At 65.0% G+C, this 19,746-nt stretch carries 20 protein-coding genes; 7 read left to right on the top strand and 13 right to left on the bottom strand.

The window, feature by feature from the left end; translation table 11 throughout:
* Nucleotides 1-692: aminopeptidase (locus tag SE92_RS27155; RefSeq protein WP_198172954.1), on the bottom strand; the 692-nt coding region annotated here is incomplete at its 3' end.
* 113 nt (nucleotides 693-805) lie between these two features.
* Nucleotides 806-2,167: a 3-carboxy-cis,cis-muconate cycloisomerase gene (gene pcaB, locus SE92_RS27150; protein ID WP_063200345.1), complete on the bottom strand. Its 1,362-nt coding sequence runs from the start codon at nucleotides 2,165-2,167 to the stop codon at nucleotides 806-808.
* Nucleotides 2,168-2,528: 361 nt separating this feature from the next.
* On the opposite strand from pcaB, the gene SE92_RS27145 reads away from it, so the two are divergent.
* A complete protein-coding gene (locus SE92_RS27145) occupies nucleotides 2,529-4,088 on the top strand; it encodes a winged helix-turn-helix domain-containing tetratricopeptide repeat protein (protein WP_063200342.1) in 1,560 nt (519 codons plus the stop codon).
* Between the two features lie 46 nt (nucleotides 4,089-4,134).
* On the opposite strand, the gene SE92_RS27140 is transcribed toward SE92_RS27145, so the two are convergent.
* The 4 genes from SE92_RS27140 to SE92_RS27125 form a co-directional block, all read right to left on the bottom strand.
* Nucleotides 4,135-4,854, bottom strand: a complete 720-nt coding sequence (locus SE92_RS27140; RefSeq protein WP_063200340.1) for a hypothetical protein — start codon at nucleotides 4,852-4,854, stop codon at nucleotides 4,135-4,137.
* Nucleotides 4,855-4,941: 87 nt separating this feature from the next.
* Nucleotides 4,942-5,673, bottom strand: a complete 732-nt coding sequence (locus tag SE92_RS27135) for a hypothetical protein (RefSeq protein WP_063200337.1) — start codon at nucleotides 5,671-5,673, stop codon at nucleotides 4,942-4,944.
* A 136-nt stretch (nucleotides 5,674-5,809) separates the two neighbouring features.
* On the bottom strand, nucleotides 5,810-6,058 hold the full coding sequence (locus SE92_RS27130; protein ID WP_063200334.1) for a hypothetical protein: 249 nt from the start codon (nucleotides 6,056-6,058) through the stop codon (nucleotides 5,810-5,812).
* A gap of 139 nt (nucleotides 6,059-6,197) precedes the next feature.
* Nucleotides 6,198-7,172, bottom strand: a complete 975-nt coding sequence (locus SE92_RS27125; protein ID WP_063200331.1) for an NAD(P)H-dependent flavin oxidoreductase — start codon at nucleotides 7,170-7,172, stop codon at nucleotides 6,198-6,200.
* 91 nt (nucleotides 7,173-7,263) lie between these two features.
* Here SE92_RS27125 and SE92_RS27120 point away from each other — a divergent pair, with 91 nt between their 5' ends.
* Nucleotides 7,264-8,826 (top strand): AMP-binding protein, encoded by a 1,563-nt coding sequence (locus tag SE92_RS27120; protein ID WP_063200328.1) that lies wholly within the window; start codon nucleotides 7,264-7,266, stop codon nucleotides 8,824-8,826.
* 324 nt (nucleotides 8,827-9,150) lie between these two features.
* Here the strand turns inward: SE92_RS27120 and SE92_RS27115 are convergent, their stop codons facing one another.
* The 7 genes from SE92_RS27115 to SE92_RS27085 form a co-directional block, all read right to left on the bottom strand.
* The gene (locus tag SE92_RS27115) at nucleotides 9,151-9,924 is read right to left on the bottom strand and encodes a thioesterase family protein (protein WP_063200325.1); all 774 of its coding nucleotides are present in this window, start codon (nucleotides 9,922-9,924) and stop codon (nucleotides 9,151-9,153) included.
* Nucleotides 9,925-10,131: 207 nt separating this feature from the next.
* Nucleotides 10,132-11,100, bottom strand: a complete 969-nt coding sequence (locus SE92_RS27110; RefSeq protein WP_063200322.1) for an NAD(P)H-dependent flavin oxidoreductase — start codon at nucleotides 11,098-11,100, stop codon at nucleotides 10,132-10,134.
* A 185-nt stretch (nucleotides 11,101-11,285) separates the two neighbouring features.
* On the bottom strand, nucleotides 11,286-12,686 hold the full coding sequence (locus tag SE92_RS27105) for an aspartate ammonia-lyase (RefSeq protein ID WP_063200320.1): 1,401 nt from the start codon (nucleotides 12,684-12,686) through the stop codon (nucleotides 11,286-11,288).
* Nucleotides 12,687-12,716: 30 nt separating this feature from the next.
* Nucleotides 12,717-13,235, bottom strand: coding sequence for a hypothetical protein (locus tag SE92_RS27100; RefSeq protein ID WP_063200317.1), 519 nt, complete (start codon nucleotides 13,233-13,235; stop codon nucleotides 12,717-12,719).
* A 47-nt stretch (nucleotides 13,236-13,282) separates the two neighbouring features.
* A complete protein-coding gene (locus SE92_RS27095) occupies nucleotides 13,283-13,885 on the bottom strand; it encodes a YqaA family protein (RefSeq protein ID WP_084251892.1) in 603 nt (200 codons plus the stop codon).
* Nucleotides 13,886-13,919: 34 nt separating this feature from the next.
* Nucleotides 13,920-14,324 carry a phosphoribosyl-ATP diphosphatase gene (hisE, locus tag SE92_RS27090; protein ID WP_063200315.1) on the bottom strand — a complete coding sequence of 135 codons (405 nt, stop codon included), beginning with the start codon at nucleotides 14,322-14,324 and terminating at the stop codon, nucleotides 13,920-13,922.
* Nucleotides 14,325-14,441: 117 nt separating this feature from the next.
* On the bottom strand, nucleotides 14,442-14,810 hold the full coding sequence (locus tag SE92_RS27085) for a hypothetical protein (protein WP_063200312.1): 369 nt from the start codon (nucleotides 14,808-14,810) through the stop codon (nucleotides 14,442-14,444).
* Nucleotides 14,811-15,036: 226 nt separating this feature from the next.
* On the opposite strand from SE92_RS27085, the gene SE92_RS27080 reads away from it, so the two are divergent.
* The 5 genes from SE92_RS27080 to SE92_RS27060 form a co-directional block, all read left to right on the top strand.
* Entirely contained in the window at nucleotides 15,037-16,086 is a 1,050-nt protein-coding gene (locus tag SE92_RS27080; protein ID WP_063200309.1) for an ABC transporter substrate-binding protein, read from the top strand.
* Between the two features lie 67 nt (nucleotides 16,087-16,153).
* Nucleotides 16,154-16,429: a type II toxin-antitoxin system RelE/ParE family toxin gene (locus SE92_RS27075; protein ID WP_063200306.1), complete on the top strand. Its 276-nt coding sequence runs from the start codon at nucleotides 16,154-16,156 to the stop codon at nucleotides 16,427-16,429.
* Between the two features lie 39 nt (nucleotides 16,430-16,468).
* Nucleotides 16,469-16,780, top strand: a complete 312-nt coding sequence (locus tag SE92_RS27070; RefSeq protein WP_063200303.1) for a HigA family addiction module antitoxin — start codon at nucleotides 16,469-16,471, stop codon at nucleotides 16,778-16,780.
* A gap of 74 nt (nucleotides 16,781-16,854) precedes the next feature.
* Nucleotides 16,855-18,663, top strand: a complete 1,809-nt coding sequence (locus SE92_RS27065; RefSeq protein WP_063200299.1) for a glucan ABC transporter ATP-binding protein/ permease — start codon at nucleotides 16,855-16,857, stop codon at nucleotides 18,661-18,663.
* A 202-nt stretch (nucleotides 18,664-18,865) separates the two neighbouring features.
* Nucleotides 18,866-19,746, top strand: an 881-nt coding sequence (locus SE92_RS27060) for a D-alanyl-D-alanine carboxypeptidase family protein (RefSeq protein WP_198172952.1), incomplete at its 3' end; no start/stop codon positions are given.

The raw sequence follows: 19,746 nt of genomic DNA, 5'->3' as shown, positions 1-19,746 counted from the left end.
AGGCCGATGGTGAGGTCGGTGCCCGGCCCCGAATATTGCAGGGCGCGGAAGCGCTGGCCGTTGAGCCAGTTGGTGCGCTCGCGCAGCACCGCATTGTGGCTCGCCCAATTGCCCATTGCGTCCTCGCGGTCGACGCGCGAGGCCGCGAAGATCGCATCCGCGAGCTTGCCGACCGCGATGTCCTCGGGATCATTGGGAAACACTTGCTTGGCCCAGGACGGGCTCGGATAGGCGATGATGTTCCAATTGGTGTCGAAATTGACGATCTTTTCCAGCGCAGGCTGATAGGCCATCGAATTCGCCTTGCTGGCGCGCGCCACCTTGGAAGGATCTTCGTCCGACAGCAGCATCGGATTGTCGCCGACGATGGCGAGCCGCGCGGTGTTGTCCGAGAACGCCTTGGCCATGCCCTCGTAGAGCCAGTTGGCGGCACGGTCGAAGCTGTTATCGTGGCCGTGGCGGTAGCGCGCCAGCGTCATCTCCTCGTCCGACAGGATCGGCGTCACGATACCGGCGCCTGCCTTGTAGGCATGCACGGCGATCCGCCGCACCAGCGGCAGCGCGATCGCGGGCGCCGTGAGAAGCAGATCCTGTCCCGGCCGCAAGCCCAGGCCCACCTTCACCGCCACCTCGGCCAGCCGGTCGAGTTTCGCGGGATCGATGGGAGGTGCGGAATTGCGGTGATCAGTCATGCGGGTCCCTCTGCCGAAAGTCTCTCGTTCAATCTAAGTCTAGCATCGCAGGGCGCAAGTGCGCGAGCACCTTGCGTCACGGAGAAGATACGCAGTTTCACGCATATTGGTTTTCAACGCGTTGCCGATTTCAGCACCCGGTCAACCATCTCGGGCGCGAGCCCGAGGTAATTTTTCGGTGAGGTGAGCGCCTCGATCGTGGCGCGATCGATGCGGCTCGCGATCCGCGTGTCCGCGGACAGCGCATCGGCGAGGCTCATTCCCTTCTCGTTGGCCTGGCGGCAGGCGTCATAGACCACGTCATGGGCCTCTTGCCGGCCAAGCTGCGGGGCGAGCCCCATCATGACCGCTTCGGCCACGATCAGGCCGCGGCTGATGGCGAGATTGTCGTTCATCTTCGCCTCATCGACGATGAGACCTGCGAGTGCGAACTTTGCCTGGTGCAGCGCGCCGGCGGTCAGCACGAAGCTTTCGGGGATCGCCATCCACTCGGCGTGCCAGGGACCCGTGGCGCGCTCGAAATCCTGCACCATGGCGTCCAGCATCAGGCCGGCATGCTGGCGCACGGCCTTGGAGGCCGCCAGCATCAGTTCCGACGAGATCGGATTGCGCTTCTGCGGCATGGTCGAGGAGGCGCCGCGGCCCTTGACGAAGGGCTCGTAGACCTCGCCGAACTCGGTCGAGGCCATGATCATGATGTCGAGCGCGATCTTGCCGAGCGAGCCGGTGACGAGCGCGAGGAAGTTCACGCCTTCCGCAAAGCCGTCGCGCGCGACGTGCCAGGTCGAGGCGGGGATGCCGAGCTGCAGCTCGGCGCAGAGCGCCTCCTGCACCTCGAAACCCTTGTCGCCGAGCGAGGCCAGCGTACCTGCCGCACCGGCGAACTGGCCGACCAGCACGCGCGGCTTCAGCTGCGCCAGACGCTCGGCATGGCGATCGAACATCGCGAGCCAGATCGCCGTCTTGTAGCCGAAGGTCACCGGCAGCGCCTGCTGCAGGTGGGTGCGGCCGGCCATCGGCGTGTCGCGATGGCGTTTCGAGAGATTGGCCAGGATACCGCGGAGCTCGTCGATGTCGCGCGCGACGATCTCCAGCGCAGCGCGGAGCTGCAGCACCACGGCGGTGTCCATGATGTCCTGCGTGGTCGCGCCCCAATGCACGTAGCGGCCGGCCTCGCCGCATTGCTTGGCCATCTGATGCACGAGCGGGAGGATCGGATAGCCGACGACATCGGTTTCCTGCCTGAGCAGATCGAAGTCGAGCGCAGCAACGTCAGTCCGTGCCGCGATCTGGTCGGCCGCCTCCCGCGGGATCACGCCGCACCTCGCTTCCGCCTTCGCCAGCGCCACCTCGACCTCGGCATAGCGCGCCACCAGCGCGACGTCCGAAAACACCTCGCGCATCTCGGGCGTGCCGAAGGCATCGCGGAACAGCATGGAATCGAGCACGGTGGTGGATGCTGGGAAGGCGGGCATGGGCGTTTCTTCGTGGTTGGTGTTTGTGTGGCGACAGCTTACGCAGTCGGCGCAGTTGGGGCAAAGGCCATTCACCGTTCGTCAGATCTGCCGCGCGGCGGCATTACGACGACACGTCACGCTTTCACCCCTCCATCCTTCGATGGCCTCCGCTGCGCTCCGGCGCCGAGGGGATGACGAAGTGGAGGAGCGATCCGCAACATTCCGGCCGCGATTGTATTCCCCTCCGATAACGGCATGACAGCCATCTTTCGGTCGCGATGAACCAAGCACGCCCTTCGGCAGACTCATAGTTTTCGTCCCAAATTTCATTTTTGTCGTTTTGCCTGCCCGATTTCGCAATGAAGCCTGAGTTTTCGACGTGCAGTTTGTGTTCAGGGACCATCTTCTCGATACCGACCTGCGCGAGTTGAGCCGCGAGCAGGTTCCAATTGCCGTGGAGCCCCAGGTTTTCGATCTCGTCGTCCACCTCATGCAGAACCGCGACCGGGTGGTCAGCAAGGACGAGTTGATCGACAAGATCTGGCACGGGCGCAGCGTCTCCGAATCCACGCTGACCAGCCGGATCAACGCCGCACGCAAGGCGATCGGCGACAGTGGCGCGAGCCAGGCGCTGATCCGCACCATCGCCCGCAAGGGCTTTCGCTTCGTCGGCGATGTCGAGGCCAAGGGGACGGCGAGCGCGCCGGAACACGGCCGCACCGCATGGATGCCGCGCGCTGCGCTCGCGCTGCCCGAGCGGCCCGCGATCGCCGTGCTGCCCTTCACCAATATGAGCGGCGAGCCCGGGCAGGATTATTTCTCCGACGGCATCAGCGAAGACATCATCACCGCGCTGTCGAAGTTGCGCTGGTTCTTCGTCGTCGCGCGCAATTCCTCCTTCGTCTACAAGGGCCGCGCCGTGCACATCGGCGAGGTCGCGCGCGAGCTCGGCGTGCGCTACGTGGTCGAAGGCAGCGTGCGGCGGAGCGGCGAGCGGGTGCGCATCTCGGCCCAGCTCAACGACGTCTCGACCGGCAGCCATCTCTGGGCCGAGCGCTATGATCGCGAGCTCGCCGACATCTTCGCCGTGCAGGACGAGATCACCGAGGCGATCGTCGCCGCGATCGAGCCGCAGCTCTACGCCGCCGAAAATTTTCGCGCGCAGCAGAAGCCGCCGGGAAGCCTCGACGCCTGGGACCTCGTGATGCGCGCATTGTCGTATCATTGGCGCATCACCCGCGAGGACAATGCCGCCGCGCAGGCGCTGCTCGAAAAAGCCGTCGCGATCGATCCCGCCTATGGCAAGGCGCTGGGCCTGCTCGCGACCAGCCATATCTTCGGTGCGCATATGGGCTGGGCCGACATGGCCGCGACGGTGCCCATCGCCGAGCGCGCGGCGCTCGCGGCGGTGGAAGCCGACCGCGAGGATGCCTTCGCCCATCACGGCCTCGCCTACGCCTATCTGTTCCGCCGCCGCTTCGACGACGCGCTGGCGGAGTTCGAGCTGGCCTTGCAGCTCAATCCGAACTTCGCGATGGCGCACGCCTTCTACGGCGTGACGCTGTGCTACGCCGGACGATGGCAGGACGGCGATGCCGCCGCGCGTCGCGCGCTGCGCCTGAGCCCGCGCGACCCGCTCGCGGCGATCTATTGCGGGGTTGCGGCCTACGCCCGGTTCGTCGGCCGCGACTATGAGGGAGCCGTGCAGATGGCGCGGGAATCGATGCGGCAGCGCGCCGATTTCGTCGGCGCGCATCGCGTGCTGACGGCCGCCGCCGGGATGTCAGGAGATCCGGCGCTGGCGGCGTCCGCCCTGGACGGTCTGCGCCGCGCTCAGCCTACGGTTTCGCTCGCCTGGATCACGCGCGAACTGCCGATGCTACGGAATGAGGATCGCGCGCATTATCTCGAAGGATTGCGGCGCGCGGGGCTGACGTGACGGCGGCGCACCGTCTTGCCTGCCGGCCGCGATCGCGCGCCGAGCGTTAATCGTCGTCGGGCCCGAACAGCCTGATCTGCGGGAAGCCGCCGCGGGGCCGGCCGGCGTAGGCGCGCGCGTCGGAATCTTCGCGGATGTTGCGGGCCACGTCGTCCCAATCGGTGCGGTCGCGCAAGCCGCGCGGCTCGCGGGATTCGTAGTGGCGGCGCTCGGCCCAGCGCTCACGGCGCTCCATCCGGCGCCGCTCGGAGGCAGCGCGCTTCACGTCAGACTCCCTGGCCTTGGCATAGGCATTGTCGGGCGAGGAGGCTGGATCGGCCGACGCTTGCTGCTCGGCGGGATTGGCGGCTTTCGGTGACGATGCGACCGTCGGCTTGGACTGCTCCTTCGGCGGCTCAGCCGCGGCCGCTTGTGAAGGCGGCGAGGACGGCGGTTCGGCATTCGCCCGCGTCGGCTGCGAGTCAGGCTTTACGGCGTCAGCGTCAGACTTGGCAGCATCAGGCTTGGCTTCGGCCTGCGCCGGTGCGGCGATCATTGCGCCGAATGCTTGCGAGCCGGTGAGGTAATTGACGCGTTCCGACGGCGCATCTGTCCGCGCCGGCGCGCCAGCAGCCTCAGTGCGTTGCGCCAGCTTGCTGGTATCCGGCCCCTGCTTGGGCGCGATCGGATTCATGATGTTGCCGGCAACGATGCCGCCGCCAAGACCGATGGCAATCGCTGCAACAATGGTTCCGGCACCGACGAAATAGGCTGTCGAGGCGCGCATTGATCCACTCCCTCTTTGGAGCGAGCAACGCACGTCGATTGCCGGATGTTCCTGGTGTCGAAGCAGTTCCCTGAGGAACTTACGCGGTCAGATCTGCTGCGCGACCTTTTCGAGCCCGATGAGGCGGGCGAGCTTACGCACTTCTTCCTTCTGATCGTCACGCAGTTGGAACAGCAGGGGCATTGCTGCCGACTTCAACTGCTGGACCTCGTCGCAATTCGGATCGATCTGCGCGCTGGGCGGCGCGTTCGGATTGGAGAGCTTGTTGGCCGAGATCTTGCGGACGACGTTGCGCAGCGCGCTCTCAACCGAGGGCCAGTAATATTCCTGCGACGAGGACAGTTTCAGGCGGTCCCTGATGCCCGCAATCTGTGCGTCGGACAGCAGGGTGTAATGTTTCTGCGGCTGCGGCTTCGCCACCACCTTCGGCTTGGCCGGAACTTCGACGGCGGGAACCTCCGCGGCGGCGGGCGCTTCGGACACGCTTGGCGCGGCCTTCAACGACTCCTTGGGCATCGGGAAATCGGTCGGGGTGGCAGCGGCAAAGGCTTGGCGCAGCGGCTCGGCCAGCACGGGCGCCTGCGAAAGCCTGTCGGCCGGCACCTGGACCGGCTCGATCGCGGCCGAAGCCAGGGCCAGCGTCGGGATCAGACGGTCGGACTTGGCGGCGCGGTTGGTTGCGAGCGGCTTGGCCGGAGGCGTCTGGGCGATCATGTCTTCGCTGACGCTGGGTACGCTGTCGCGGCCAAGGATGGCGGTGGTGGCGGCGCCCAGAACGAGGAAACAGGTCAGCACAACGATGGTGATGGCTTTGGACAAACGTCTCTCCGGGAACGGACGCTTCACGAGTTTGTTAACGATGCCCGGGAAAAGGGCGCGAATTATGGCTTGAGTGTGCCTTCGTTGCGACAATCAGCATGCCTGCGGCGACATTCCGCGCAAAAAGCCAAGGAAATCAGGCTGCTGCCGACAAGTCGTAGGCATCCTGGATGTCGGCGACGATCTCCGAAGCCTCCCAGACCGCGCGCGGCTCGACCGATTGCAGCGCCACCGTCCAATTGCCGCCCCGGCGGGTGCGGGGGACGCTGACGATGTCGAAACGGACGTTGCGGCACAGCGGGTGGCGGGCCAGGGCGTGCGCGACCCGAACGCGGATCTCGTCCAGCGAAGCCGCCGTCTTGGTGTTGAGATAATCGAAGTCCATCGCCTGTCCCTCTCGGTCCTGATTGGCGGACCGTGAGGGGATTGTTGGCGGGCCTTGGTTAATCCGCCGTTAAGTAAGGCATGTCGAGCGAGCGCTCGATTAACTGTGATCGGAATGGCAGCTTTCGCCTCCCGCAATTCTACGGGGATAGGCGCGCCCTCGCCGCGCGGTATTCGGCCGCCGTCCGAGCGACGAGATCGCCGACGGCAAGCACGTCGGTGACACCAGAAGTGGAATGACCGCCGCTCCAGATATCGCGCCAGCGTTTCGGGCGGTTCTCGCGCGCGGCAACGTCGATATCCCTAGCGATGTCGATCGCCCCGCGCGCCGGCAGATCGTCGGGATCAAGCCCGGCGGCCACGATGGACGGTCTCAGCATGCTGGTCTGCAGGCCCGTGAACGCAGTGGTCAGCAGGATGTCGTCGGCACTGCTTTCGACCAGCATGTGCTTGTGGCGTTCATCGGCCATGCTCTCGCGCGTCGCGATGAACTTGGTGCCCATGTAGGCGAGATCGCAGCCGAGCACTTCGGCGGCATGCAGCGCGTGGCCGTCGCTGATGCCGCCGGCGAGCACGATGATGCCGTCATAGAACGCGCGCACCGCGCGGACGAAGGCGAACGGGTTGAGCCAGCCGGTCTGCCCGCCCGCGCCCGCAGTGAGCAGCACAAGTCCGTCAGCGCCTGCCTCCGCCGCGCGCTCGGCGTGGCGGATGGACGCGACGTCCGCCAGCACCAGCGCGCCGGTGTCATGCAGCGGCTTCAAGACCGGCGCCGGCGAGCCCACCGACGTGATGACGATCTCCGGCTTGTGTCGGATCAACATTGCAAGATCCTGCTCGAGCCGCGCATTGGAGCGGTGCACGATCAGGTTCGGGCAGAGCGGCGCCGCCTTGCGGCCGGTTTGATCTTGGTGCTGGCGCAGTCGCGCTTCGATCTCCGTGAGCCATGCGTCGAGCTGCTCCGTGCTGCGGCAATTCGCGGTGGGAAAGCTGCCGATCACGCCGTGCCGGCAGGCTGCGGCCATGAGCTCGACGCCCGACACCAGAAACATCGGCGCTGCGATCAAAGGCAGCGCGAGACGACCGCGGAAGCGTTGCAGTCGATCGGATGTCATCCAAATCTCCCTGTCACTCATGCCTCCCTGTGCTAGCGTCATCGGCAACATTGGCACGTCAGAAGCCGGTGACAAAGCAACGAGGAAACATATGTCCGATCCGCTCCACGCATCGTCCCCGACTTGTGCGCAGACGCTACGGGCGCTGTCGCGCTATCCCGGCCGCACCGCCTTCGCCTGGCCCGGCGGATCGCTGAGTTACCAAGGCACCATCGACCTGATCGGACGCATCCAGAATGTATTCATGCGGCTCGGCTTGCAGCCGGGCGCGCGCGTCGCCTTCCTCACCGCGAACCGTGCCGACACCTGGTGCGCCGGCGTCGCCGCGCAATTGTCGCGGCTCTGCATCACCTGGCTGCATCCGCTGGGATCGCTGGACGATCAGTTGCTCCAGCTCGAGGATTCCGAGGCCGAGATGCTGGTGGTCGATGCGGCCGCCTTCCGCGATCGCGGCGGCGAACTGGCGGCGAGAGCGAGCCGGCTGAAGGCGATCTTCACCATGGGGCCGGCCGGCTACGGTGTCGATCTGCTGGCCGCCATCGAAGGCGCGGGACATGCGAAGCCGCGAAACCTCGCCAGCCTCGACGATCTCTCCACGCTGAACTACACCGGCGGCACCACCGGCAAATCCAAGGGCGCGCTGCGCTATCACCGCGAGAATGCCGGCGCCGCCGCCGCGATCCTCGCCGATTTCGAGATCCCCGACGCCGCACGCTACCTCACGGTCGCTCCGATCAGTCACGTCGCCGGCACGAAGGTGCTGCCGACCCTGATGCGTGGCGGCACGGTGCACATGCTCAAAGGCTTCGATCCCGAAGCCGTGCTGGCGACGATCGCGCGCGAGCGCATCAACTTCACGCTGTTCGTGCCGACCATGATCTATGTGCTGCTCGACCATCCCGCGCTGGATAAGACCGATCTCTCTTCGCTGGAGCTTGTGCTGTACGGGGCGTCGGCGATGTCACCGAGCCGGCTGGTCGAGGGCATCGAGCGCATTGGCCCGGTGTTCTCGCAGCTTTACGGGCAGACCGAATGCTACCCGGTCTCGGTACTGCGCAAGGCGGATCATGATCCCAGGACGCCCGAGCTGTTCTTGTCCTGCGGCTTCCCGATCGCGGCGTGCGAGGTCAAGATCCTCGACGACAACGACCAGGAGGTGAAGACGGGCGAAGCCGGCGAGATCTGCGTGCGCGCTCCGCATGTCATGGCCGAATACTGGAAGCGGCCTGACATCACCGCCGAGACGCTGAAGAACGGCTGGGTCCACACCGGGGATATCGCGCGCCAGGACGAGCGCGGCTACTTGTTCATCCTCGACCGCAAGAAGGACATGATCGTATCAGGCGGCTTCAACATCTTCCCGCGCGAGGTCGAGGACGTGCTGTCACAACACGCCGATGTCGCCATGGTCGCGGTCGTCGGCGTCCCCGATGAGAAATGGGGCGAGGCCGTCACCGCCATCGTCGTGCCGCGCGAGGGCGCAAGGCCAGACCCGGACGAACTGATCAACCTGGTCAGAGCCCGGAAAGGCTCGGCGCATGCGCCCAAGCAGATCCAGTTCGTCAAGCAGCTGCCCATGACCGGCGTCGGCAAGGTCGACAAGAAGGTGCTGCGCGCGGGCTTCTGGAGCGGCCGGGACCGTATGGTGGGATAAATACCCCGGAATTCTACGGGGTCGTTGTGGCTCCGACACCACATCGCGCGACGGAGTGCACGCCAGCGAGCCCCGCACGATTGCCCGCGAATCGTGGAATCACCTAGACCGCTGATGGGGCTGGGAAGCGGAGTGGGACATGAGAGTCGCTTCCCTGGAAAGTGCAGTCGCCGCGGTCACGTTGATCACGGCTATCATCGTGATGCTGTGGGAGATCAAGATCTTCTACGGACTATGAACCGGCAGGATGGCTTCGGTCGAACACGACCAGACATCCCTTCCGCGGCGGCGGAAGCCTGCCGTTCAAGCGCGCGATACGTGTCTTCACCGCTTCTCGATCACCAGGCTCTGCACCGCGCGGCCGAAATAACCCTGGCGGTCGGCGAGGCGCGACATCGCGAGGCCCGCGCCGTCGGGGCCGATCCAGGAGTCGCCGTCGAGCAAGATCCACTCGCCCACAGGCTGGCGTGCAAAGCTCACAGTGAGATCGGCGTTGATGTAGGTCCAGGCGCGGAAGTCGAGCGTCGAAGCGGTGCCGTTGGAAAAATCGGCGGCGACCACGGCGCGCATGGCCTGCGAGATCGCTTCACCCTCGATCAGCGGATGATCGACGCGAAACCAGATCGCGCCGGCACCGGCCTGACCGAAGCGGCCGCGCGCCGCGCGCATCGAGACCAAACGCACGAACGGGCTGGTGGCGGCATGGCCGTCCTCGACCAGCGAGTCTTCCGGCAAGGGCAGCGTGACCGGCAGCTCTTTGACGCCCTCTGGCAGCGACAAAGCCTGCCGCCTGATCTTGAGCACGGTGGCGCCGACGACCTGCACGCCGTCGGCCAGCAGTTTGATCTCGCAGAGCTGGATCTTGCGGCCCTCGCGCAAGATTTCGGTCTCGATCGTGAGCGGCGCCACGGGAACGGGGCGCATCAGATCGATGGTGACGCGCGCGATGTCCATCGGAGCAGGCGTCGGAATGCGCTCGGCCGCCCACGTCACCAGCGACGCCGGCGCCGAGCCGTGCTGCATACGCCGGTCCCAGGGACCGGCGGCATCCGGGCTGGTGACGACGTTGTTGCCGTCGACGCGGTAGATGGCGGACATCACTCAAATCTCTGTTGGCTTTGAATGTCGGAGCTTAGCAAAAAGTGTCGTCCCTGCGAACGCAGGGACCCATAACCCCAGGGAGAAGTTGTCGCGCGAGACTGGCAACCCCGAGTGTCCGCCAAACTCCTCCCTGTGGCTATGGGTCCCAGGTCTGCGCTGACGCTTGCCCGGGACGACGGGGGAGAGAGGCGGGATGATAATGTTCTACAACGGCGGGTCGATCGCTTCGTCGTACTCCTTCTTGAACCGCGCAATCAGCTCAGCCGCAGGCACGATGCCGTCGATGCTGCCGATGCCCTGGCCGGAGCCCCAGATCTCCTTCCACGCCTTCGGCTTGGCGCGCTCGCCGGAGGCGTCGGTGCCGAAGTTCATCTTGGAAGGATCGGAGGTCGGCAGGTTCTCGGGGTCCATGCCGGCGGCGAGGATCGAGGGTTTCAGATAGTTGCCGTGCACGCCGGTGAACAGGTTGGAATAGACGATGTCGTCGGCCGTCGAGCCCGCGATCATCTCCTTGTACTTCTCGACCGCGTTGGCTTCCTTGGTCGCGATGAAGGCCGAGCCGATATAGGCGAAGTCGGCGCCCAGAATGCGCGCGGCGCGGATCGCCTTGCCGTTGCCGATCGCGCCCGACAGCGCGATCGGACCGTCGAACCATTTTCGGGTTTCCGCGACGAAGGCCAGCGGCGAGATGGTGCCCGCATGGCCGCCGGCACCGGCCGCGACCAGGATCAGGCCGTCGGCGCCCTTCTCGATCGCCTTGTGCGCGAATTTCTGGTTGATCACGTCGTGGAAGACGATGCCGCCCCAGCCGTGCACGGCCTGGTTCAGCTCCTCGCGCGCGCCGAGCGAGGAGATGATCATCGGCACCTTGTACTTGGCGCAGAGCTGCATGTCGTGATCGAGCCGGTTGTTCGACTTGTGCACGATCTGGTTCACCGCGAACGGCGCCGACGGCCGTTCCGGATGCGCGCGGTCATAGGCCGCGAGCTCTTCGGTGATCCGTGCCAGCCACTCGTCGAGCAGCTCCGGCGGCCGCGCGTTCAGCGACGGGAACGAGCCGACCACCCCGGCCTTGCACTGCGCGATCACGAGATCGGGCACCGAGATGATGAAGAGCGGCGAGCCGATCACGGGGATCGACAGGCGCCCTTTGAACAAGGCAGGCATGGACATTGCGGGACGATCCTCTGTTGGCCGGTCAATGGAAGGTTGGGCAACATACCAACAAGGCAATCTTTCCACTGTCAAGTATTGCGTTTTGCCGCCGATGATCGCGGGGAGCGGCCAATTCCAAGCAGCGGAATTCCTTCTTCACCTCTCCTGCAGGGAGAGGTGGCACGGCCGGCGCGGCAAAAGCCTCACCCGATCAGATCCGGGTTGATCAGCCGCTCGAAGGAGAACATCTCGTCCCACTTCTCCTGCGTCAGCAGCTGGCGCTCGACCACCACGATCTGGTGCAGCGACTTGCCGCTCTTGTAGCCTTCACGCGCGATCTCGGCGCATTGCTTGTAGCCGAGCAGCGGCTTGAGCACCGTGACGATGCCGAGCGAGTTCAGCACCATGTTGCGGGTGTGCTCCGCGTTGGCGGTGATGCCGACGACGCAATTCTCGCGCAGGCTGTTGACGGCGCGCTCCATGGTGCGGATCGAGAAGAACAGCGCAAACGAGATCACCGGCTCCATCACGTTGAGCTGGAGCTGGCCGGCCGAGGCCGCGAGCGTCACCGTGGTGTCGAGCCCGATGACGAGGAAGCTGGTCTGGTTGACGACCTCTGGGATCACAGGGTTGACCTTGCCCGGCATGATCGAAGAGCCAGGCTGCAGCTGCGGCAGGTTGATCTCGTTGAAGCCGGCGCGCGGGCCGGAGGCGAGCAGGCGGATGTCGTTGCAGATCTTCGTCAGCTTGCTCGCCGTGCGCTTCAGCACGCCCGAGAGCTGCACATAGGCGCCGGTGTCCGAGGTCGCCTCGACGAGATCGCCGGCGAGGATGAAGTCGACGCCGGTGAGCGCGCTCAAATGGCGAACGGCGAGCTTGGGATAGCCGTGTGCCGCCGTGACGGAGGTACCGATCGCGGTGGCGCCGAGATTGATCTCGCGCAGCAGCGCCCGAGCCTCGGAGATGCGATCGACCTCCTCGCCCATGGTGGTGCCCCATCCCCGGAATTCGGCGCCGAGCGACATCGGCACCGCGTCCTGCAGATGCGTGCGGCCCATCTTCAGCACACGGTCGAACTCGCGCCCTTTGGTGAAGAAGGCTTCCTGGAGCTGGCGCAGCGCGGTCATGTAACTTTCGAGTCGCAGGATCAGCGCCAGCCGAAACGCGGTCGGATAGGTGTCGTTGGTCGACTGGCCGTAATTGACGTGGTCGTTGGGGCTGACGTGCTGGTAGTCGCCCTTTTTGAAGCCGAGCGATTCCAGCGCCAGGTTCGCGATCACTTCGTTGGCATTCATGTTGGTCGAGGTGCCGGCGCCGCCCTGGATGAAGTCCGTGACGAACTGGTCCATCATGTCGCCGGCGATGACGCGGTCGCAGCCGACGATGATCGCTTCGGCCACCTTGGCGTCGATCGCGCCGAGATCGCGATTGGCCATGGCGGCGGCCTTCTTGACGTAACCGAGCGCCTTCACGAAGTAAGGCTCCTGGTTCATCGGAATGCCGGTGATGTGGAAGTTCTCCTTACCCCGGATGGTCTGGACGCCGTAATAGATGTCGTCAGCGATCTCACGCTGTCCGAGGAAATCCTGCTCCGTGCGGCTCATGGGCGCTCCTTGTTGCTCGCGCGACGTCGCCTAGTTCTGGCACAGCGCGCTGGTCACGAAAGTATCGGTGCGGCAGTCGTCCGGTTTGCGTTGCCGGCCGGGGATCAGGACCTTGGCCGAGCATTTTTCGGCGGAGTCGGCGTTCAGACTCTTGCCTTCCTTGTAGCCCTTGCTCTGGCAGAGCTGGTCGGCGGCCTGCTTGCAGTCGGGCGCGCCGTTCGACGAGGCCGGACAGGCCACGCGCCCCGAGACCATGGTCGAGGGCTTGGCCAGCCGCGACAGGTCGTTCATGGTTTCGCTGGGGCTTTTGATCGGCGGCAGGATCGAGGGCAGCTTATCGAACAGCTTGCCCATTTCATTGATCAGCCCGGGATTTTCTGCAGGTGCGGGCGTCGAGGGCGGCGGCGGAGCCTGCGGCCCCTGCTCCTGCAAGCCAAGCGTCGGCGGCGCCGATTGCGCCCACCCGGCCCCGCAGGCACCGAGCAGGAGCAGCACTGCTGACATCAGCGTCCCGAACCGCGCGGCCGGATTGCCGGATCGAACCATCATGACGACAACCGTAGCCGAAGCGGGCCCTGCGGCAAAGCGCCGTGGATCTAGATCAGCTTGATCGCCACCACGAAGCCGAGCACCAGCACGGCAGCACCGACAGCCACCACGAGTCCGAGATGCTTCTCGATCTTGACCCGGATCCAGTCGCCATAGCGGTTGAGCAGGATCGCGACGATGAAGAAGCGGCCGCCGCGCGCAACGATCGAGCACAGGACGAACAGGATGATGTTGTAGCCGGCGAAGCCCGAGGTGATGGTGACGAGCTTGTAGGGGATCGGCGTCAGCCCCTTGAGCAGGATGATCACCGCACCCCATTCCGCATAGGAGGCGCGGAAGGCCTCGACCTTGTCGCCGAGACCGTAGACCTGGATCAGCCAGTGGCCGACCGAGTCGAACAGCAGCGCGCCGATGGCGTATCCGAGGACGCCACCGAGCACCGAGGTGACGGTACAGACCATCGCATAGACCCAGGCGCGCTGCGGGCGCGCCAGCGACATCGGAATCAGCATCACATCCGGCGGGACCGGAAAGAAGGAGCTTTCGGCGAAAGACACCGCTCCCATGATCCAGAGCGCGTAGGGCTTGTGGGCGGCGTCGATGCACCAATCGTAGATACGTTTCAGCATGGCGCCGCGATGAAGCACCATAGGGCGGATTTGTCCATGCCGAGTTTATGACGTTCTAGTGGCGTTTACGCGCGGTGCGGCCTTCGAGCGCGACAATCGGCCGCCTGGCGGCCACGCGCGGTGACGCGACTTTGGGCAGCTTCATCGAGGATTTCGGCAGCTTCTCGGCGATGCCGAGCATGTCTTCCCGCCGCGTCATCTCGCGCCAGACGTCCTCGGGACGTACCCCGGCAGAGGCCCAGAGCACCGTGAGATTGTACAAGAGGTCGGCGCTTTCCCGGATCACGGCGTCGGTGTCGCCATTGACCGCATCGATCACGACCTCGATGGCCTCTTCGGCGAGCTTCTTCGCCATTTTCGAGGGCCCGCGCTGAAACAGCCGGGCCGTGCGCGAGGTTGCCGGATCAAGATCCCTGGCCGCAAGCACAGCCAGATATAGCCGCTCAAGCGAATCACTCATGGTACTCAAAACTACTCTAAACAAATGGCGAGCGTGTTAACGCGCGGGCATAAAAGCAGAAAACAGGCCGGCGCGGCAAGCGCGACGGCCTGTTCGGGTTAAGGTCGGTCGCCCTGCTTAGTAGCAGGTCGAGATATTACCCTGGCCGCCCTGGGCAGACTGGTAGGGACCGCCGCAGCGGTGGTACGGGCGCGGGCCAATATAGGAGTCGCCGCCGTAATAGACGGGACCCTCGTCATAGTAGACCGGGCCGCCGCCATAATATGCGGGCGCGTCGTAGGCATAGGCGTCACGCGTGGCGGCGATCGCAAGGCCGGTGCCGATGGCGCCGGCGATGGCCGCGCCGGCAAAGGCAGCGCCACCTCCGCCATGCCAGTGGCGACCGCCGGCGTAGGAGGCAGTCGGGGCGACCGCGGTCAGCGCCAGCACCGCGGCAGTGGCGAGAACGGCCTTACGGCCGGTAAATTTCGAAAAGCTGTCAAACATGTCCTGGACCCTCCTTGGGACCTCGAATGGTGCCTGCAGACAAGGCTCATGTCTTTCAAACACGCACCTCCATGTTGGGTTCCCCAACCCCAACACAAGCTGAACGGGGTTGCGTAATCGTGACGCAACCGCCGCTCATCCTCCGTTCATGTTGGCGCGCGCACGGTGTCGCCGGCCGGCGGTGCAAACGTCACGAGACCACAAAAATGCGGGACCGGCGCAACTGATGTTGGAATTTCGGACGATCGCGCTTCGTTGCCTGCTGGCCCTCTCGATCCCGCTTGCGACACTGATTGCCGGCGATGTCGGCGCGGCCGAGACGGCTGCGCCCTCCGTTGCGATCCACTTCAGCTTCGACCGTCCGCTCGACGCCAGCATGGCGCCGTTCTTCCTTGCGGCGAAGGACGGCAGGTTCAGCGCCGAGCATCTCAACGTGTCCTTCAGCAGCGCGGCCGGATCGCCGGAAGCCCTTGCACGCGTCGCCAAGGGTGACAGCGAGCTTGCGCTCGTCGACATCAACGAGCTGATCCGGTTTCGCGACAAGGAGGATGCGGCGCCGGTCAAGGCGGTGTTCGTGCTGTTCAACCGCGCGCCCTACGCCATCGTCGCGCGGAGGAGCCGCGGCATCCATGTGTTGTCCGATCTCGACGGCAAGACCGTCGGCGTTGCCGACGGCGATCTGTCGATGCGGCTGTGGCCGGCGCTGGCGCAGCACAACGGCATCAAGGCCTCGCGCGTCAAATTCCACAAGATCGGCGCCGCGGTCCGCGAGCCGATCCTGTCCGCGGGACAGGTCGATGCCGTCGCGGGCTTCAGCTATCTCTCGGCGGTGAACCTGCGTGATCGCGGCGTGCCCGGAGCCGATCTCGTCGTGCTGCGCTACGCCGATTACGGCTGCGAGGCCTACGGCTTCGCCGTGGTGGTCAATCCCGCCTTCGCCGCAGCAAAGCCTGACGCCGTCAAGGGCTTCGTTCGCGCCGTGATCGCCGGCATCGCCACGACCGTCAAGGAGCCGGCGCGTGCGGCGGACGAGGCCGCGAGCCGGATCGACGACGGCGACCGCGACCTCGAGCTGGAGCGCCTGCGCGCCGTCCTCGCCGACAACATCCTGACCGACGAGGTCAAGCGCAACGGTCTCGGCGGTATCGAGCCAGTGCGCCTGGAGCGCTCGATCGACCAGATCGCGCAGGACTTCAAATTCCGCAAGCGGCCAACTGCAGCCGACATCTTCGACGCCCAATTCCTGCCGCCGGTCGCGGGGCGGTTGATCAATTGAGCCTTCCGATCTTGACTCATGTAAGCAAATAGCTTACACTCGTTGCCGGATCAGATTTGGCGGACTCTTGATAAAGTCTTTCCGAAACAAGGCTCTTGGCGATCTCTGGTCTAAAGGAAAGACGGCGAAGATCGACTCGAAGATGCACGCCAGGATTCTGCGGCGTCTCGATCAACTCGATAGCGCCACGCTCGCCGAGGACATGAACGTGCTCGGCTTTGACTTCCATCGTCTGCAAGGAAAGCCAGTCCGTTACACTGTCCATATGAACGGCCCCTGGTGCATCACTTTCGAATTCGAGGATGGCGACGCTTACCGGGTCGATTTCGAGCAATATCACTAGTTACCTCAGCCGAAAGGGACTCGGCGTCGCGGAGCTGCCATGGTCGAATACGCTGCAAAGAAAAATCCGCGCCGTTGCCCGGTTCATCCCGGCGCGGTGCTGCGCGAGGACATGCTGCCGGCCTCCGGCAAGACCAAGGTCGAGATCGCGCGGCTGTTGGGCATCTCGCGGCAGCACCTTCACGACATCATGGAAGAGAAGAAGCCGCTGTCGCCGGAGGTGGCAGTGCGTGTCGGAAAGCTGTTTGGAGGCGGCGCCGGGATCTGGGTCCGGATGCAGGCAGCCCATGATACCTGGCATGCGGAGCGGACGGTGGACGTCAGCCACATCCCCACCTTGAAGGTGGCCTGAGCCGTCCATGCCGGTGTAGTGTTGCACCTTCCTACCGGTGATCCACGACCTTCTCTCACGGTTCAGCCTTTCGCATGTCCATCCTCCGTCTCTATACCCGCGTTCTCGAGCTGCTCGGCAGGGAGGCGCGGCTGGGCTGGCTGCTCGCGGTCGCCAATCTGCTGCTGGCGGCCTCGCAATTCGCCGAGCCCGTGCTGTTCGGCCGGATCGTCGACGTGCTGTCCGGCAAGACGGTGGCCGGCTCGAACTCGGCCTGGCCGTTCCTGGTCGCCTGGGTCGCATTCGGGCTCTTCACCATCCTGTGCAGTGCGCTCGTGGCTCTGCAGGCCGACCGGCTCTCGCATCGCCAGCGCCAGGCGGTGCTGACCGACTATTTCGAGCACATCCTGCAGCTGCCGCTGACCTTCCACTCCGGCACCCATTCGGGCCGGCTGATGAAGGTGATGCTCAACGGCACCGATGCCTTGTGGCGGCTGTGGCTCGGCTTCTTTCGCGAGCACTTTGCCGCGATCCTCTCGGTCGTGGTGCTGCTGCCGCTGTCGCTCTATTTGAACTGGCGACTCGCGATCCTCCTGTTCGTGCTCTGCATCGTCTTCACCGCACTGACCACCTTTGTGGTGCGCAAGACCTTCGGCATGCAGATGGAGGTCGAGGAGCATTACAGCGAGCTCTCCGCTCGCGCCTCGGACGCGCTCGGCAACGTCGCGCTGGTGCAGAGCTTCGTCCGCGTCGAATCCGAGGTGAAGGGGCTGCGCTCCGTCGCCGACGATCTGCTCGCGGCACAGATGCCGGTGCTGTCGTGGTGGGCGCTCGTCACCGTGATCACGCGCGCTTCCACCACCATCACCGTGCTCGCGATCTTCTCGCTCGGCATCGCCCTGCATGACCAGGGTCTGACCTCGGTCGGCGAGATCGTGATGTTCGTGAGCTTCGCGACGATGCTGATCCAGAAGCTCGAGCAGGTCGTGAGCTTCATCAACAACGTGTTCATGGAAGCGCCGCGCCTGCGCGAGTTCTTCAATGTGCTCGACGCCGTGCCCGCGGTGCACGACCGGCCCGACGCGATCGATGCCGGCAGGCTGTCCGGCCTCGTCGAGTTCAACGACGTCACGTTCTCCTATGACGGCAAGCGGCCGGCGATCGAGGATCTCACCTTCACCGCGCTGCCCGGCCAGACCATCGCGCTGGTCGGCCCGACCGGCGCCGGAAAGTCGACCGCGATCGCCCTGCTGCATCGCGCTTTCGATCCGCAATCCGGCTTCATCAGGATCGACGGCATGGACGTGCGCGGCGTCACGCTGACCTCGCTGCGGCGGAACATCGGCGTCGTGTTCCAGGAAGCGCTGCTGTTCAACCGCTCGATCGAGGAGAACTTGCGCGTCGGCAAGCCTGACGCGACCGAGGCCGAAATGCGCAAGGCGGCCGAACGCGCGCAGGCGCTCGAATTCATCGAGCGCAGCGGCGGTTTCGCGACCAACGCCGGCGAGCGTGGCCGCATGCTGTCCGGCGGCGAGCGGCAGCGTCTGTCGATCGCCCGCGCGCTGCTGAAGGATCCGCCGATCCTGATCCTGGACGAGGCGACAAGCGCGCTCGATGCCGTCACCGAGACCAAGGTGAATGCCGCTCTCGATGAAGTGATGAAGGGCCGCACCACCTTCGTGATCGCCCACCGCCTCTCCACCATCCGCAACGCCACGCGGATCCTGGTGTTCGAGAATGGGCGCGTGATCGAAAGCGGAACTTTCGATGAACTCGTGGCCAAAGGCGGCCATTTTGCCGAGCTCGCCAGGGCCCAGTTCATGGTCCACGAGACCGCTCAAGCGAGCACACGGGCCAGCATGACGGCGGCTGAGGCTGCCGCGACGGCTGCCAAATCCCCCTAGCAAGTCCTCCTGGCAAGTCCCCACATCATCGTCGAAATTCGGCCTATTTCATTGCGGAATACCCCGCTGATGCCCCTATTCTCGACGCACCAGCCGGTATAGGTTTGCGACGCCGCAAGCGGCGGCGCTGGATTTCAAAACCGAACATCAGATCACGAGAACCGTCCATATCAGGCGGGTCTCCAAGGACCGGAATCGGATAGTGCACGCCCTACGCCCGCTGCTTCGCAAGTCCCTGTTCAACCTGTTCGCTGCGAGCCTCGCATGCGCCGCATGGCTCGCGCCCCGCGCGGCGAGCGCCGAAGCGCTGCTGCTGATCGAGGCCGATAGCGGTAAAGTGCTGCAGGCGGAAAACGCGACCATTCCCTGGTATCCGGCCTCCGTCACCAAGATCATGACCGCTTATGTGACGTTGAGGGCGGTCAAGGACGGCAGGCTGACGCTCGACACGCTGCTCACGGTCTCGCCGACGGCCGCCTCGCAATCGCCCTCGAAGATGGGGTTCCGTCCGGGAACGCAGCTCACCGTCGACAACGCGCTGAAGATGATGATGGTCAAGTCGGCGAACGACATGGCCGTGGTGCTCGCCGAAGGCGTCGGCGGCTCGATCGACGGCTTCTCGGCGATGATGAACGACACCGCCAGGAAGCTCGGCATGACGCAGACCAGCTACGTCAATCCGAACGGCCTGCCCGCCGATGGCCAGATCACCTCGGCGCGCGACCTCGGCATCCTCGCCCGCTCGTTCCTGCGCGACCTGCCGGAATACGAGTACTTCGTACACATCCCGGCGATCCGCTTCGGCAAGCGCGTCACCGGCAATTTCAACAAGCTGATCGGCCGCTATCCCGGCGCCGACGGTTTCAAGACCGGCTTCATCTGTGCCTCCGGTTATAATCTCGTGGCGTCGGCGACGCGCAACGGCCGCCGGCTGATCGCAGTGGTGCTGGGCGCGAGCTCAGGCACCGCGCGCGCGGTGAAGGCGGCGCAGCTGCTGGAGCGCGGCTTCGGCCAGGACAATCTGACCTGGCTGCGCCCCTCGCTCGGCACGGTCGACAACCTGGTCCCGGTCGATGCCTCGCC

The organism is Bradyrhizobium sp. AT1 (assembly GCF_001590795.1).
Classification (GTDB): Bacteria; Pseudomonadota; Alphaproteobacteria; order Rhizobiales; family Xanthobacteraceae; genus Bradyrhizobium.
This window is presented reverse-complemented; position numbering and strand designations above follow the sequence as displayed.